The following is a 14,246-nucleotide window of genomic DNA, read 5'->3' as shown; positions in this document are numbered from 1 at the left end:
AAGTGGGCAGACGGGGAAGTAGTTACTCCGCAAGGAAAGTACTACTGCGCCCTTAAGAAACGAAGCTTGAGGGTTGGCTATTGCCTAAAAAGCGCTGTCAGCCCGTCTCAGTAAAGCTACGCATGGCTAGCCGGGTTTATGCAAGTCAATGTCCGAATAGTGCTAAAAAAATACCGGCCGTTGCCTGCTGCGGATTAGCTTAACCCAGTCGGTATCCCGAAGGAGCCCCTATTTTGCTCATTTCAGCACGTTACGAAGTTAAAATAAATTGTAATTTACTAATAATAAGCAAGTTGGTGAATATTTTCTATTTCCTGATGAAGTGCCGGGCGGCGAGGGGGCCACTGGGCGCGGTGCGCGGCCTGGCTGGCCGCCCCAGGCTGTTATCTTGGCCCCAAACTTTTTCCGCCCGTCATTATGCTGAAAACACTGCTCGCCGTTGTGCTCCTGCACGTACTTTCCCTAGTGGGCCGCCCCGCGGCCGCGCAAACCAGCCCCGCCGCTCCGCTGCGGGTGGGCGTAGCGGGCCTCACCCACACGCACGTGCACGGGCTGCTGGGGCGCGCGCAGCGCGGCGACATCGTGATTGTGGGCATCGCCGAGCCCAACCGCGCCCTGGCCGAACGCTTCACCAAAGAGCACGGCCTGCCCATGAGCTTGGTGTATTCATCCCTGGCCGAGATGCTGGCCAAAACCAAGCCGCAGGCCGTCACGGCGTTTGGCAGCATCTACGAGCACCTGGCCGTGGTGCAGGCCTGCGCGCCCAAGGGCATCCACGTGATGGTGGAAAAGCCGCTGGCCGTGAGCCTCGACCACGCCCGCCAGATGGCGGCCCTGGCCCAGCAGTACCACATTCACCTGCTCACCAACTACGAAACCACCTGGTACGGCTCCAACCGGCGCGCCTACCAGCTGGTGCAGGAGCACGCCCTAGGCGATATCCGCAAAATGGTGGCCCACGATGGCCACCAGGGCCCCCAGGAAATTGGGGTAAATCAGGAGTTTCTGGCCTGGCTCACCGACCCCGTGCAAAACGGCGGCGGGGCGCTGCCCGATTTTGGCTGCTACGGCGCCGACCTTATGACGTGGCTCATGCACGGCGAGCGGCCTATCTCCGTGACGGCCAGCGCCCTGCACATCAAGCCCACTATTTACCCCAAGGTCGAGGATGATGTTACCATCCTGCTCACCTACCCCAAGGCTCAGGGCATCATCGAGGCTTCCTGGAACTGGCCCTACGCCCGCAAAGACCTGGAAGTGTACGGCCAAACCGGCTCGGTAGTGGCCCTCGACCGCGACCACGTGCGGGTGCGTCGCACCGAAAAAGACACCGCCCAGGACCAGACCGTGCCGCCCCCGCCCGCGCCCTACGACGAACCCTTTGCCTACCTGGCGGCCGTGGTGCGGGGCACCGCCCCGGAGGACGTACTCTCGTCGCTGGCCACCAATATGCTGGTCGTCGAGATTCTGGACGCCGCCCGGCAGTCGGCCAAAGAGGGCAAAACGGTGCTGCTGCCCCGCTAGCCCGGCACCACCCGGCGCACTTACTCGCCGGGGTAGCGCAGGCCGATTTGCCGGCGCACGGCGTCGAGCTGCTGCATCAGCTGGAGGCTGAACGCCAGGGGCAGCAGCGGGCTTTCGGCCAGGCCTTGGGCGAGGCACTGCTGCACATGGGCCGCTTCGAGGTGGTAGCCCAGGCCCGGCGTAGGCGATGGAAATACCTGCGGCTCTTCCCCAGTGAGCTGCACCTGGACGCCCGTGGGCGCGTGAAAACGCCCCAGCAGTTGCAGCTTGCCCTTGGTGCCGTAGAGCACGCACCGGTTGTCGGTGTCGGCGGCGATGGTGGAAAAAAGGCTGGCCGTGGCCCCGCTGGGGTAGGCCAGCGACACGGCGCAGTTGAGGTCGACCCCCGTGGGCGCGGGCGTGGCCACGGCCCCCACCGCATGCGGCACGCCCAAAAAAAGCTGACTGATAAAGAGCGGATAAACCCCAATATCCAGCAGCGAGCCGCCGGCCAGCGCGGGGTCAAACAGGCGGCTCGCGGGCTGGTACGGCGTGGCAAAGCCGAAGTCGGCCACCAGGTGCTTTACCTCGCCGATGTGGCCGGCCGCTACCAGCGCCAGCGCCTGGGCCACGGCCGGGAAAAAGCGCGTCCAGAAGGCTTCCATCAGAAACACGCCCCCGGCCTGGGCCACCGCAATCATTTCCTGCGCCTGGCCAGCGTTTTGGGCAAATGCCTTTTCGCACAGCACGGGCAGGCCCGCCCGCAGGCACAGCAGCGCGTGGGCGTGGTGCTCCGAGTGTGGCGTGGCAATATAAACTGCGTCGATATCAGGCACGGCCAGCAGCTCTTCGTAGCTGCCCACGGCGTGGGCCGCCCCAAAATCAGCCGCAAATGCCTGTGCCTTACTTAAGCTGCGCGAGGCCACCGCGTGCAAGCGGGCCTGCGGCACCAGCGCCAAATCCTGGGCAAACTTGCGGGCAATCTTGCCCGGACCCAGAATGGCCCAATTGAAGGTACGCATAGTATTGATAATTAATGTATTATGAAATAATGCAAACGACTGGGCGCATGCTTATGGACAAAAATAAGCCGCGGCTTACCACGTAGGCGGGGCGTATGGGGCGAGCTGCCGGGCCTGAGCCGGGCCGGTAGTTAGCTGCACCATAGCCAGCGCGTAATTTTGGGCTGCTCTTCAGTAACTGATTTCGCCGCCGGCCGCGTTATCCGCTCAGCTGGCGGCGCTGCCGCTGCCGGCCCCTTTTTATTCATGCCCCGTCCTCGCCTTTCTTTTGTGCTGCTGGCCGCGCTGGCTGCCGGGGCGGCGGGTGGCCCGCGGGCGGCGTGGGCCCAAAAAACTACTACTTCGCAGGCCTCGCTGCCCGCCATGCCCGCCGCCGCCGAGCTGGGTACCCGGCCCAAATCCGCGGCCAATGCCTCGCAGGCGCCCGACTCGGTGGCCCTGCGCCGGCACCTCACCCAGGCCACGGCGCTACAGGGCCAGTTCAAGGATTCGGAGGCGCTGGCCCAGTACCAGGCCACGCTCAAAATTCAGCCCCAGCACTACGAAAGCCTGTGGCGCGCCGCCGTGCTGAGCGTGATTATCGGCAACCGCTACTCCGACGAAACCCGCAAGAAAGCCTATTTCGAGGCCGCCCACCAGTATGCCGAGCGGGCGCTGGCCATGCAGGCCGAGGGCGGCGAAAGCAACTACGCCATGGCCCTGGCCCTGTTTAGCGAGGCCGGCCTCACCAGCGCCCGCGACCGCCTGCGGCTCTTCAAGGAACTGCGCCCGCACGTGTACCTGGCCGCCGAGCGCCGCCCCGACCTGCCCGAGGCCTGGCAGCTGCTGGGCCGCTGGTACTACCGCGTGGCCCACTACAACGTGCTCGAAAAAACGTTTTCGCGCATTTTTCTGGGCGGCTATCCGCAGGGCGCCACGTCGAAAAAAGCCATTGATGCGCTCGAAAAAGCTCACCAGCTCGACCCCGCCCGCATTCAGTACTACTACGACCTGGCCCGCATGTACAAGTACCAGGGCCGCCGCCGCCAGGCTGTGGCCCTGCTGCAAGAAGCCATCCGCCTGCCCACCTACACGAGCGAGGAGCTGACCATGAACCGCTTGTGCCAGCAGATGCTGCTGCCCCTGCTGCGCGCCAAAGCCCGCCGCGACCGCCAGCACGCCAAATGGTACAAGCAGCTGCGGCCCGGCACCGGCGCGGCCGGGCCGCAAACCACTAGGTAATAAGCCCCCCGCCCCTGCTGCGCGCCATGCTCCCCGGTCCGTCGGCGCTAGCCGGCCGACCGGTTAACGTTGCAGCAAAACCGGCTCAATGGGCTACCATCAAGGCACGGCGCTCACACCCGAAGCTTGTTGACGTTGCCGCTAAGCGCCAGCGGGCCGGGGCAGGTAGGTGAGATGCAAAAAGGGCCCCGACTACTGAAGTAGTCGGGGCCCTTTTTGCATCTGCTTGACTTAAAGTCTATTATGCTGTAGCCAGCTCATTGGCCGCTACTTGGTTGGCCTCGTGCTGCGAGTCGTCGTACTGGCTGGGCTCGGCAGCTGCGGTAGCGTCGTCCGCAAGGGCTTCAGCCTCCGTGCCGTAGATGTGGGCCAGGCGGTTCATTTCGCCCTCGCTGTTCACGTGCAGGTCTTTGAGCACGCCATCGGCAATGTCATACACGAGGCCGTGCAGGCGGGGCGGGTTGTCGCCGCGCATGGCGTTCTGGATGATGTTGGTTTTGGCCAGGTTACGCACCTGCTCGGTCACGTTGAGCTCCACGAGGCGGCGCATGCGCTGCGCACTGTCCTGGATGCGCAGCAGCTCGGTTTCGTGCAGGCGCACTACGTCGCGGATGTTTACCAACCAGTTGTCAATCAGGCCATACTGCTTGTTGCTGGCGGCCGCCGCCACGCCGCCGCAGCCGTAGTGGCCCACCACCATAATGTCCTGCACACCCAGCACTTCCACTGCATATTGCAGCACGCTGAGCAGGTTCATATCGTTGGGTACCACCATGTTGGCAATGTTGCGGTGCACAAACATCTCGCCCGGCCCGGTGCCCGTGATGCCCGAGGCCGGCACTCGCGAATCGGAGCAGCCAATGAACAGGTAGCGCGGCTGCTGGCCGTTGGCCAGGCGCTGAAAAAACTCGGGGTCGGTGGCTTTTTTATCGGCCACCCAGTAGCGGTTGTTGGCTAAGATTTCCTGCACGCCGCCCGAGTGGTTGGCAGCTTGGTTGTTGGTTGAAGGAGCGCTCATAAATTAAATAAGGATGAGAAGCAGAAAGCGTGAAAAGACAGCGGGAGGTTTGAGTATTGAGGCAAAACTAAACTGACAATTAACTTTGCATAACTTACTGATAATCAAAGATAAAGGTAATATATTGCTACCTAGTGGCCCAGCAGGGCTACCGGCGCAATGCCCCGCAGCTCCAGGTCGATGCCCCGGGCCGGGGCCGCCTGCCGGAAGGCCTCAATGGCCTCCAGCACGTCGTGGTCGATAACGTCGGAGCGGGTGCCGTCGAGCAGCACGCGGCTGCCGGTGGGCAGCTGCTCCAGGGTGGTCACGATGCTGGCTTTGTTGAGAAACGACACGTGCTCGGGCAGGTGCAGGTGCAGCAGGGCACCTGCTGCTTCCTCCTCCTCACCGGCCGCGCTGTTGCGCCGCAGGTACGAGCCGGCCTTGGCATTGTCCTTCAAGATGAAGAAGAAGCCGATAACCAGCCCGATGCTCACGCCCTTGAGCAAATCGGTGAAGAGCACGGCCACAATGGTGATGATAAACGGCCCAAACTGCGCCCAGCCCAGCCGCCACTGCTGCCGGTAGAGCGCCGGCTTGGTCAGCTTGAAGCCCACCAGCAGCAGCACCGCCGCCAGCGCCGCCAGCGGAATCAAATTCAGTACCGAGCCTAGAAATAACAGGCTCGTTAGCAGTAGAATACCGTGGATGAAAGCCGCGAGCTTGCTCCGGCCGCCGGCCGCAATATTGGCCGACGAGCGCACGATAACCGCCGTGAGGGGCAGCCCGCCCAGCAGGCCGCTCACCAGGTTGCCGGCCCCCTGGGCCATCAGCTCGCGGTTGGTGGGGGTGTGGCGCTTCTGGGGGTCGAGGTTGTCCACGGCTTCCACGCTCAGCAGCGTTTCGAGCGAGGCCACGATGGCAATGGTAAAGGCCACGCCGTAGGTGGCGGGGTTGCGCAGGGCGTTAAAATCCGGAAACGTCATGACCCCCGCGAGCTGGCCCAGCGACGACAGCACCGGCAGCTTCACCAGGTGCTCGGGGCGCACCTGCCAGTCTGGGGCCGCAGTGCGCAGCAGCTGGTTGAGGCCCACCGCCACCAGCACCGCCACCAGCGCGCCCGGCACCAGCCGCGCCCAGGGCTGCCGGCGCACGGGCGCCGTATCCCAGAGCAGCAGCAGGCCCAGCGATACCGCGCCCACTAGCACTGAGCCGGGGCTCAGGCCCTTGGCCGCCGCGCCAATGGCCGAGAAGGTGTTCAGGCCATTGAACTGCAAAAAATCCATGTCCTCGAAGTAGTCCGTGTCAGCCCCTAGAAAGTGGGGTATCTGCTTCATTATCAAAATGATACCAATGGCTGCCAACATGCCCCGAATAACGGCCGCCGGAAAATACAGCGCAATAATGCCCGCCCGCGCCACGCCCAGCAGCAGCTGGATAACGCCCGCCACCACCGTGGCCGCCAGCACCGCCGGCCACGAGCCCAGCGTAGCAATGGCCGATAGCATAATTACTGTGAGGCCCGCCGCCGGCCCGCTCACGCTCACCGCCGAGCCGCTGAGCACGCTCACCAGCAGCCCCCCCACAATGCCCGATATCAGCCCCGCCAGCAGCGGCGCACCCGACGCCAGCGAAATGCCCAGGCACAGCGGCAGCGCCACCAAAAACACCACCAGCCCTGCCGGCGCATCCTGCCCGATGGTGCTAAATAATCCCGCCGCGGGCGCAGGAGGTGGCGTGGGCATAGGCGGGGAGGGAGCAATCCTCGCGATGGGCACAACGGGCGTACCGGTGCGCGCGGGGAAAGAACTTACTTGGGACATAAAAGGGATAAAATAGAGTTGCAGAAGCCCCGGCTCACGTGTGCAAAATGCACGGGCCAAGGCTTGCTTCTACAAGATTACCGCCGCCTGATTAAAATGAAGTTAAAGTGAAGTTAAAAGGAAATTAAAGCGAAATAAATCAGCTTAAACTACTGATAGTAAATTACTTATGAATCAAATAAAATCACTTGTTTAACGTGTTTTTCCTTGCGGGGGCGTGGGGAGCACGGGCGCAGACTGGGGCCGCGACTGCTTTTTAGGCCCCGGTAATGGTAGGCCATTCCAGCCGCACCTGGGTGCCCTGGCCGGGCTCGCTGGCCACGCGCACCACACCGCCGTGCAGGGCCATTATCTGGGCCGTGAGGGGTAGCCCAATGCCGTGGCCCGGCAGCCCCCGCACCGAGGCCGCCCGAAAAAACGGCACAAACACCTGCTCCAGGTCGGCGGGGCTAAGGCCGGCGCCGTAGTCCTGCACCAGCAGGCGCAGGCGGCCGGCCAGGGGCAGCAGCGTGGCCAGCACCGGCGCGGTGGCCCCGGCCGAGTACTTGCAGGCATTGTCGAGCACATTGAGAATGGCGGCCAGCAGCAGCGCCTCGTTGCCGCGCACATCGGGCATGCTTTCGTCACCCAGCTCTAAATCGACGCGGCAGGTGGGGTAGCGGCGCAGTATCTGCTCGTGGGCTTGTAGCAGCAGCTCATCTACCCGCACGGGGGCCATGGTTACCTGCGAGGCATCGCCCGAGGCGCGGGCTATTTGCAGCAGGCCGTTGGTGAGGCTGCTGAGCTGGCGGGCCGCGTCGAGGGTGCTTTGCAGGGTGCGGCGGTAGTCGGCGGTCGGGCGCTCGGCGGGTAGCAGCGCCACTTCCAGCTCGCCAATGAGGGCGGTGAGGGGCGTGCGCAGCTCGTGCGAGGCATCGCGCACAAAGGTGCGCTGCCCCACAAACGCCGATTCGAGTCGGTCGAGCAGGCGGTTGAAGCGCTGCCCCAGGTGGCCCAGCTCATCGGCCTGGCCCTGAGCCTGGGTGAGGCGGTGGCTGAGGTCGGTAGCCGTAATACCATCGACCTCGCTCACCATGCGGCGCAGGGGGCGCAGGGCCTGCCCGGCCAGCAGCCAGGCCCCCACGCTCATTACCAGGCCCGCCGCCAGCAGGCCCCCCGCCAGCACTTGGCGCAGGCCGTGCAGCTGGCGGCGGCCGTCCTCATCCACGGACGCGGCCACTACCACCAGCGGGCCCAGGCGCGCATCGTGGTAGAGCAGGCCCACCGTTTCGTGGTAGTTGGCCTCGGGCTCCAGCACGGCGCGGCCCTGGCGGCGCACCTCGGCCAGCCAAGCGGCGGGCAGGGTGGTAGTGGGTGGGCGCTGGCCCTCCCGGAATACCAGCTGGCCGGCCGCATTGTACACCCGGCCTTCCTCGGCGGGCAGCGTGCGGTAGAGCTGGCGCAAATATTGCCGGTACGAGGCCTGGTGGTCGGCATCGGGCCGCGCCTGGCCATCGGCATAGGCATGGCCCACCACCATCGCCCGCTTAAACAGGCTTTGCGTAAATTCTTCGTGCCGAGCCCGTTGCGTCACAAAATAAATGGCCAGTGCAAACAGCACCAGCGTAATTACCAGAATGGCCCCAAACTGGGCCGCCAGCCGCAGGCGAATGGACATCTTTTTAATTAGCAGTTAACAGGCAACGGGGGGCTTTGCCTGGTGAATCGGTTGGTCGGGAGCGAAAAGAACGTCATTCACCCCCTCCCCGAATCACCCATTTATTCGCAGCGCGTAGCCCATGCCCACCAGCGTATGAATAAGCTTGGGCTCGAAGCCCTTATCCAGCTTCTTGCGTAAAAAATTGATATACACGTCGATAACGTTGGAGCCGGTATCAAAGCTCAAGTCCCAGACGTGCTCCAGCAAATCGGCGCGGCTCACCACGTGGCCTTGGTGGCGCAGCAGGTATTCGAGCAGGGCAAACTCGCGGGCCGTGAGCTGCACGGGCTGGCCGGCGCGCTCCACGCGCTTGGTGGCGGGGTCGAGGCTGAGGTCGGCCAGGCGCAGCACGGCGGCGGGGGCGGGGGCTTCGGTGCGCCGCCGCACCAAGGCCCGGATGCGGGCCAGCAACTCGCTGAAAGAAAAGGGCTTAACCAAATAATCGTCGGCTCCAGCGTCGAGGCCCCGGATTTTATCATCCGTCTCGCCCAGCGCCGTAAGCATGAGAATGGGCACGCCGGGGTCGTGGGCGCGCACCTGGCGGCACACCTCCAGGCCGCTGAGGCCGGGCAGCATCTGGTCCAGAATCAGGCAGTCGTACTGCGTGCTTTGGGCGCGGTGCAGGCCCAGCAGGCCATCGGCGGCCAGGTCCACGGTGTAGTCCTGCTCAGTGAGGCCCTGGTGCAGGAATGCGGCCACCGAGGGCTCGTCTTCGACAAGGAGAATTTTCATAAGGCTAACAGGATGAGGCCAAAGCTAAAACAGCGGCCGGGTGGGAGCGGGGCTGCGCCCGCGCCGGCCACCCGGCCGCTCTGCGGGTGGCCAGTCTGCAAAAGTCCTTCAGCCGGGCCCAACTTCGGGCAAACTGCCGGTCGCTCCTCCGCCGGCGCTACTTTTGCGGGCGTGTTTACCCTGCCGCCTTGCCTGCTCATGTCCCGTCGGCTGCTTCCGGCCCTGGCCCTGCTGGCGGCCTGCCAGGGCGCTCCCACCGAGCGCCCCGATACCCTCGTGAACCTGGCCACCGTGCAAAGCGGCCCCCGCGTGCAGGCCGATGAGCTCGACGGCGCTATCCGGCAGCAGCCCGACAACACCGACTTGCTGGCCCGCCGCGCCACCCTGCGCCTGGCGGCCGGCCAGCCCATTGCCGCCCTGCACGATGTTGAAACCGCTCTGGCCGCCGACGACCAGAACGGCGACCTCTACTTCCTGCAAGCCCGCGCCCTGCGTGCCCTCGGCCGCCTTACCCAAGCCCTGGCCGCCGCCCGCCGCGCCGCCGACAATGGCTTCAACTCGCCCGAGTTGCCGCTGCTCGAAGGCGAAACCCACTTGGCCGCTCGCCAGTACGACGCCGCCCTCACCAGCCTCGACCGCACCCTGCGCCTCGACCCCGACCAGCCGGCCGCGCTATTTTATAAAGGCCTCGCCTACGCCGCCACCGCCGACACCGCCCAAGCCCTCGACTACCTGCAAGCGGCCCACGCCCGCGACCCCCGCCAGACCGAAATCCTGCACCAGCTGGCCTTTTTGCTCAATGCCTACCGCGTGCCCGAGGAGGCCGCCACCTACGCCGCTCAGGGCCTGCGCCTCGACTCAGCCTCCGGCACGCTGCACTACGACTACGGCCGGCAGCTCGAATTGTTGGGCCGCCCCGACAGCGCCCTGCGCTACTACCGCCGCGCCCTGGCCCTCGATACCACTCAGTACCGCGCCGACTACCGCCTGGCCCTGGCGGCCAGCGCCCACGGCCAGCGCCCGGCCAGCGTTATCCCGCACTTGCAGCGGGCCCTGCGCCGCAACCCCCGCCTGCCCGGGGCCCGCATAGTGCTGGCCGAAGCCCTCGAAGCCCAGCACCGCGTGCCCGAAGCCCTGCGCCAGTTCCGGCTGCTGGTGGCCGAAAACCCGGGTAACCAGCACTGGACGTATAAAGTGTGGAAAACCGGCGAGCAGGCCCGCCTGCTACTGCCCGACAGCCTGCGCCCGGCGCGGACGTACTACTCGCGCCCGGCCACCGTGGCCCCGCTAGTGCGCCCCCAACCCATCGAGCAGCTCAAGCCGCGCTAGCAGCGAAGGAGTAAGGCAGTAATCTGAAGCCAGGAACGACCCCGCCCGGGGTTCCCTTACTCATTTACTCTCCTTACTCATTTACTATTACCGTAACTTGCGCCTGCTTTGCGCTCACCGCAAGCAATAGCCGACCTAGTTATGCTCCAAATTACTCTCCCCGACGGCTCCGTTCGTCCGGTCGAAGCCGGCTCTACGGGCTACGACCTGGCAGCCAGCATCAGCGAAGGCCTCGCCCGCAATGCCCTGGCTGTCAAAGTAAACGGCGAAATCCGCGACCTGCACCGCCCCCTCACCGAAGATGCGGCCCTCGAAATTCTCACCTGGAACGACGCCGGCGGCAAGCAGGCCTACTGGCACTCCTCGGCCCACCTGATGGCTGAAGCCTTGGAGGTGCTCTACCCCGGCGTGAAGCTGGCCATCGGCCCGGCCATAGAAAACGGCTTCTACTACGACGTGGACCTCGGCGAAGGCCGTACCATTTCGAGCGACGACTTCCCCGCCATCGAGAAGAAAATGCTCGAGTTGGCCAAGAACAAAAGTAAGTTCGAGCGCCGCGAAGTAGGTAAGGCTGAGGCCATTGCCTACTTCACCGAAAAGCAGGACCCCTACAAGCTAGAGCTGCTCGAAAACCTAGCCGATGGCAGCATCACGTTCTATTCGCAGGGCAACTTCACCGACCTCTGCCGCGGCCCGCACATTCCCGATACGGGCACCATCAAGGCGGCCAAAATCATGAACGTGGCCGGCGCCTACTGGCGCGGCGACGAGAAAAACAAGCAGCTCACCCGCCTCTACGGCATCACCTTCCCCAAGGCCAAGGACCTCACTGAGTACCTCGAAAAGCTCGAAGAAGCCAAGCGCCGCGACCACCGCAAGCTGGGCAAGGAGTTGGAGCTTTTCGCCTTCTCCGAGAAGGTAGGTGCCGGCTTGCCGCTGTGGCTGCCCAAGGGTACCGCCCTGCGTGAGAACTTAGAGCAATTTCTGCGCAAAGCCCAAGTAAAGGCTGGTTATCAGCCGGTTGTGACGCCGCATATCGGGGCTAAGGAGCTGTACGTAACCAGCGGCCACTACGAAAAGTACGGGGCCGATTCCTTCCAGCCCATCAAGACGCCCAACCCCGGCGAGGAGTTTTTCCTCAAGCCGATGAACTGCCCGCACCACTGCGAAATCTACCGCACCAAGCCCCGCAGCTACCGCGACCTGCCCGTGCGCCTCGCCGAGTTTGGCACCGTGTACCGCTACGAGCAGTCGGGCGAGCTGCACGGCCTCACCCGCGTGCGCGGCTTCACCCAGGACGATGCCCACATCTTTTGCCGCCCCGACCAGGTAGTGGAAGAGTTCAAGAAAGTAGTGGACCTGGTGCTCTACGTGTTCAAAGCCCTGGGCTTCACCGAGTTCACTGCCCAGATTTCGCTGCGCGACCCGGAGAACAAGACCAAGTACATTGGCACCGACGAGAACTGGGCCATTGCCGAAAGCGCCATTATCCAGGCGGCGGCCGAAAAGGGCCTCACCACCGTTACCGAGCTGGGCGAGGCGGCCTTCTACGGCCCCAAGCTCGACTTTATGGTGCGCGATGCCCTGGGCCGCCGCTGGCAGCTAGGCACGGTTCAGGTAGATTATAACCTACCCGAACGCTTTGACCTAGAGTACGTTGCGTCCGATAATACTAAGCAGCGCCCCGTCATGATTCACCGGGCCCCGTTTGGCTCGTTGGAGCGGTTCGTGGCCGTGCTCATCGAGCACACCGCCGGCAATTTCCCGCTCTGGCTCTCACCCGAGCAGTTCATTGTGCTGCCCATCTCCGATAAGTTTGCCGACTACGCCTACGAAGTCAAAGGCCGCCTCGAAGCCGCCGGCCTGCGCGGCACCGTTGATGCCCGCGACGAGCGCATCGGCCGTAAAATACGCGATGCCGAAATCGCCAAAACGCCTTACCTACTGGTAGTTGGCGAAAAAGAAGTGCAGGATGGTATCGTGAGCGTGCGCCGCCACGGCGAAGGTGACCTGGGCTCCATGCCCATCGACAGCTTCATCCAGACCGTCAACAGCCAGATAGCCGAGGCCATGGGGTAGTGGTTAGCAGGTAATGGGCCGTGATAAAGGGGTAAGAGCAGCCAGTAACAGGCGCAGCAATACCCCGCCATCACGGCTCATTATGCATTAATTCACCCTTTCATTTTGATTTCCCAGTAAAAAGTCGGATATTTGCCCCCCGAACGACTGGTCTTCGCGGCCCGCCGTTCGTTGCCTTTCAATAATTACCGCCACACTTTAGCAGGAGGACTTTAGTCATAGCTACCCCTAATCGTCGGTACGTGCCCCGCCAGCAGGTGGAGGAGCCGTTCAAAATCAATCAGAAAATCACCGCCCGCGAGGTTCGCCTGGTGGGAGATAACGTCGAGCAGGGTATTTACCCTACCGACCAGGCCCGCAAAATGGCCCAGGACCAAAACCTGGACTTGGTGGAGATTTCTCCCACGGCCGTGCCGCCCGTTTGCCGCGTCATCGACTACTCGAAATTTAAGTACGAGCAGAAGAAGAAAACCCGCGAGCTGAAGGCCAAGCAGACCAAAGTGGTGCTCAAGGAAATCCGTTTCGGCCCCAACACTGATGACCACGACTTCGACTTCAAACTCAAGCACGCGCAGGAGTTTTTGAAAGAAGGCGCCAAAATCAAGGCGTACGTTCACTTTGTGGGTCGTAGCATCGTTTTCAAGGAGCGTGGTGAAATCTTGCTGCTCAAATTTGCTCAGGCCCTAGAGGAGCTGGCCAAAGTAGAGCAGCTCCCCAAGCTGGAAGGCAAGCGCATGTTCCTCTACTTGGCCCCTAAGGCCGCCGTAGTGGCCAAAGCTGCCCCCAAGCCGGCCGCTCCCGAAAAAGACAAAGCGCCCAAGGCTCCCAAAGAAGCAGCCAAGCCTGCTCCGGAGCCCGCCGCCACCCCCGAATAGCTCAACCCCGTTTGTTGATGGCTGCCGCTGCCGGGCGAGTAACCCGTTCAGCGTCAGTACCTAACAATCAATAATCAACCACAACCATGCCTAAAGTAAAAACCAAGTCAGGTGCCAAAAAGCGTTTCAAGCTGACCGGTACCGGCAAAGTGAAGCGTAAGCACGCCTTCAAGTCGCACATTCTGACTAAGAAGAGCACTAAGCGTAAGCGCGCCCTCACCCGTAGCGGCCTAGTTAGCTCGGCCGACATGAACCGGGTAAGCCAGATGCTTAACATCTGATTTAGGCTTAAGACACAGGGACGCAAAATCGCCTTTTCTAGAAGTGCGTAGCTTACTCCTCGGGTCTTAATTCGCTAGTTTAAATTTTATCACCAGGTTTCCGGCTGCCTCACAAGATTCCGCCAACGCGGAGCGCCGGCTACCAAAAATAACTTAGGTTATGCCAAGAAGTGTAAACCATGTGGCCTCGCGCCACCGCCGCAAAAAAATAATGCGTCTTGCCAAAGGCTATTATGGCCGCCGCAAGAATGTATGGACCGTTGCGAAAAACGCTGTAGAAAAGGGCTTGCTCTATGCCTACCGCGACCGCAAGGTGAAGAAGCGCGAGTTCCGCTCGCTCTGGATTCAGCGTATCAACGCTGGTGCCCGTGAGCATGGCCTGTCATACTCGCAGCTGATGGGCGGCCTGAAAAAGGCTGGCATCGAGCTCAACCGTAAAGTACTGGCTGACCTCGCCCTGAACCACCCCGCCGCCTTCGCTGGCATCGTGGAGAAAGCGAAGTAAAGCACTGCTCCATTCTGATGGAGTAACTACCTAATCCTAAAAAAGCGCCTGCCTCATTGAAGAGGAAGGCGCTTTTTGCGTTTGTTTGACTGCTCTAGGTAGCTACAAGTATGGCAATTATACTCAGTGGGGCGCGTTCTACCACGTGACAGCGGCAGCACCAACCAAGAAATGCTTTTC

11 protein-coding genes and 1 pseudogene are annotated in these 14,246 nt (G+C 62.7%); 7 read left to right on the top strand and 5 right to left on the bottom strand.

The features are described from left to right. Positions 1–417: 417 nt before the first annotated feature. Positions 418–1,524 (top strand): Gfo/Idh/MocA family protein, encoded by a 1,107-nt coding sequence (locus QMK33_RS09415; RefSeq protein WP_349361717.1) that lies wholly within the window; start codon positions 418–420, stop codon positions 1,522–1,524. Between the two features lie 20 nt (positions 1,525–1,544). Here QMK33_RS09415 and QMK33_RS09410 read toward each other — a convergent pair whose 3' ends face one another. Then, positions 1,545–2,525 carry a Gfo/Idh/MocA family protein gene (locus tag QMK33_RS09410; RefSeq protein WP_283564327.1) on the bottom strand — a complete coding sequence of 327 codons (981 nt, stop codon included), beginning with the start codon at positions 2,523–2,525 and terminating at the stop codon, positions 1,545–1,547. 246 nt (positions 2,526–2,771) lie between these two features. On the opposite strand from QMK33_RS09410, the gene QMK33_RS09405 reads away from it, so the two are divergent. Beyond that, positions 2,772–3,746, top strand: a complete 975-nt coding sequence (locus QMK33_RS09405) for a tetratricopeptide repeat protein (RefSeq protein ID WP_283564326.1) — start codon at positions 2,772–2,774, stop codon at positions 3,744–3,746. A gap of 241 nt (positions 3,747–3,987) precedes the next feature. Here QMK33_RS09405 and QMK33_RS09400 read toward each other — a convergent pair whose 3' ends face one another. The 4 genes from QMK33_RS09400 to QMK33_RS09385 form a co-directional block, all read right to left on the bottom strand. After that, positions 3,988–4,764, bottom strand: a complete 777-nt coding sequence (locus QMK33_RS09400; protein ID WP_283564325.1) for a carbonic anhydrase — start codon at positions 4,762–4,764, stop codon at positions 3,988–3,990. 131 nt (positions 4,765–4,895) lie between these two features. Further along, on the bottom strand, positions 4,896–6,488 hold the full coding sequence (locus QMK33_RS09395; protein WP_283564324.1) for a SulP family inorganic anion transporter: 1,593 nt from the start codon (positions 6,486–6,488) through the stop codon (positions 4,896–4,898). Between the two features lie 334 nt (positions 6,489–6,822). Continuing rightward, entirely contained in the window at positions 6,823–8,223 is a 1,401-nt protein-coding gene (locus QMK33_RS09390; protein WP_283564323.1) for a sensor histidine kinase, read from the bottom strand. Positions 8,224–8,316: 93 nt separating this feature from the next. Next, positions 8,317–8,997 (bottom strand): response regulator transcription factor, encoded by a 681-nt coding sequence (locus QMK33_RS09385; protein ID WP_283564322.1) that lies wholly within the window; start codon positions 8,995–8,997, stop codon positions 8,317–8,319. Positions 8,998–9,195: 198 nt separating this feature from the next. Here QMK33_RS09385 and QMK33_RS09380 point away from each other — a divergent pair, with 198 nt between their 5' ends. From QMK33_RS09380 to rplT, 5 genes and pseudogenes are all read left to right on the top strand, one after another. Continuing rightward, entirely contained in the window at positions 9,196–10,326 is a 1,131-nt protein-coding gene (locus QMK33_RS09380) for a tetratricopeptide repeat protein (RefSeq protein ID WP_283564321.1), read from the top strand. A 141-nt stretch (positions 10,327–10,467) separates the two neighbouring features. Beyond that, positions 10,468–12,405, top strand: coding sequence for a threonine--tRNA ligase (gene thrS / locus QMK33_RS09375; protein WP_283564320.1), 1,938 nt, complete (start codon positions 10,468–10,470; stop codon positions 12,403–12,405). A 218-nt stretch (positions 12,406–12,623) separates the two neighbouring features. After that, a pseudogene (infC, locus tag QMK33_RS09370) lies at positions 12,624–13,181 on the top strand (translation initiation factor IF-3); the annotation flags it as partial. Positions 13,182–13,366: 185 nt separating this feature from the next. Further along, positions 13,367–13,561 (top strand): 50S ribosomal protein L35, encoded by a 195-nt coding sequence (rpmI, locus tag QMK33_RS09365; RefSeq protein ID WP_133656457.1) that lies wholly within the window; start codon positions 13,367–13,369, stop codon positions 13,559–13,561. A gap of 160 nt (positions 13,562–13,721) precedes the next feature. Further along, positions 13,722–14,066 carry a 50S ribosomal protein L20 gene (gene rplT, locus QMK33_RS09360; protein ID WP_283564319.1) on the top strand — a complete coding sequence of 115 codons (345 nt, stop codon included), beginning with the start codon at positions 13,722–13,724 and terminating at the stop codon, positions 14,064–14,066. Positions 14,067–14,246: the final 180 nt, after the last annotated feature.

The sequence above is a fragment of the Hymenobacter sp. H14-R3 genome (assembly GCF_030063445.1).
In the GTDB taxonomy this organism is placed as follows: domain Bacteria; phylum Bacteroidota; class Bacteroidia; order Cytophagales; family Hymenobacteraceae; genus Hymenobacter.
This window is presented reverse-complemented; position numbering and strand designations above follow the sequence as displayed.

Coding starts and splice junctions, on each gene's coding strand:
- QMK33_RS09415 (WP_349361717.1), top strand. CDS start 418: ATGCTGAAAACACTGCTCGCCGTTGTGCTCCTGCACGTACTTTCCCTA.
- thrS (WP_283564320.1), top strand. CDS start 10,468: ATGCTCCAAATTACTCTCCCCGACGGCTCCGTTCGTCCGGTCGAAGCC.
- rplT (WP_283564319.1), top strand. CDS start 13,722: ATGCCAAGAAGTGTAAACCATGTGGCCTCGCGCCACCGCCGCAAAAAA.
- QMK33_RS09410 (WP_283564327.1), bottom strand. CDS start 2,525: ATGCGTACCTTCAATTGGGCCATTCTGGGTCCGGGCAAGATTGCCCGC.
- QMK33_RS09380 (WP_283564321.1), top strand. CDS start 9,196: ATGTCCCGTCGGCTGCTTCCGGCCCTGGCCCTGCTGGCGGCCTGCCAG.
- QMK33_RS09405 (WP_283564326.1), top strand. CDS start 2,772: ATGCCCCGTCCTCGCCTTTCTTTTGTGCTGCTGGCCGCGCTGGCTGCC.
- rpmI (WP_133656457.1), top strand. CDS start 13,367: ATGCCTAAAGTAAAAACCAAGTCAGGTGCCAAAAAGCGTTTCAAGCTG.
- QMK33_RS09400 (WP_283564325.1), bottom strand. CDS start 4,764: ATGAGCGCTCCTTCAACCAACAACCAAGCTGCCAACCACTCGGGCGGC.
- QMK33_RS09395 (WP_283564324.1), bottom strand. CDS start 6,488: ATGCCCACGCCACCTCCTGCGCCCGCGGCGGGATTATTTAGCACCATC.
- QMK33_RS09390 (WP_283564323.1), bottom strand. CDS start 8,223: ATGTCCATTCGCCTGCGGCTGGCGGCCCAGTTTGGGGCCATTCTGGTA.
- QMK33_RS09385 (WP_283564322.1), bottom strand. CDS start 8,997: ATGAAAATTCTCCTTGTCGAAGACGAGCCCTCGGTGGCCGCATTCCTG.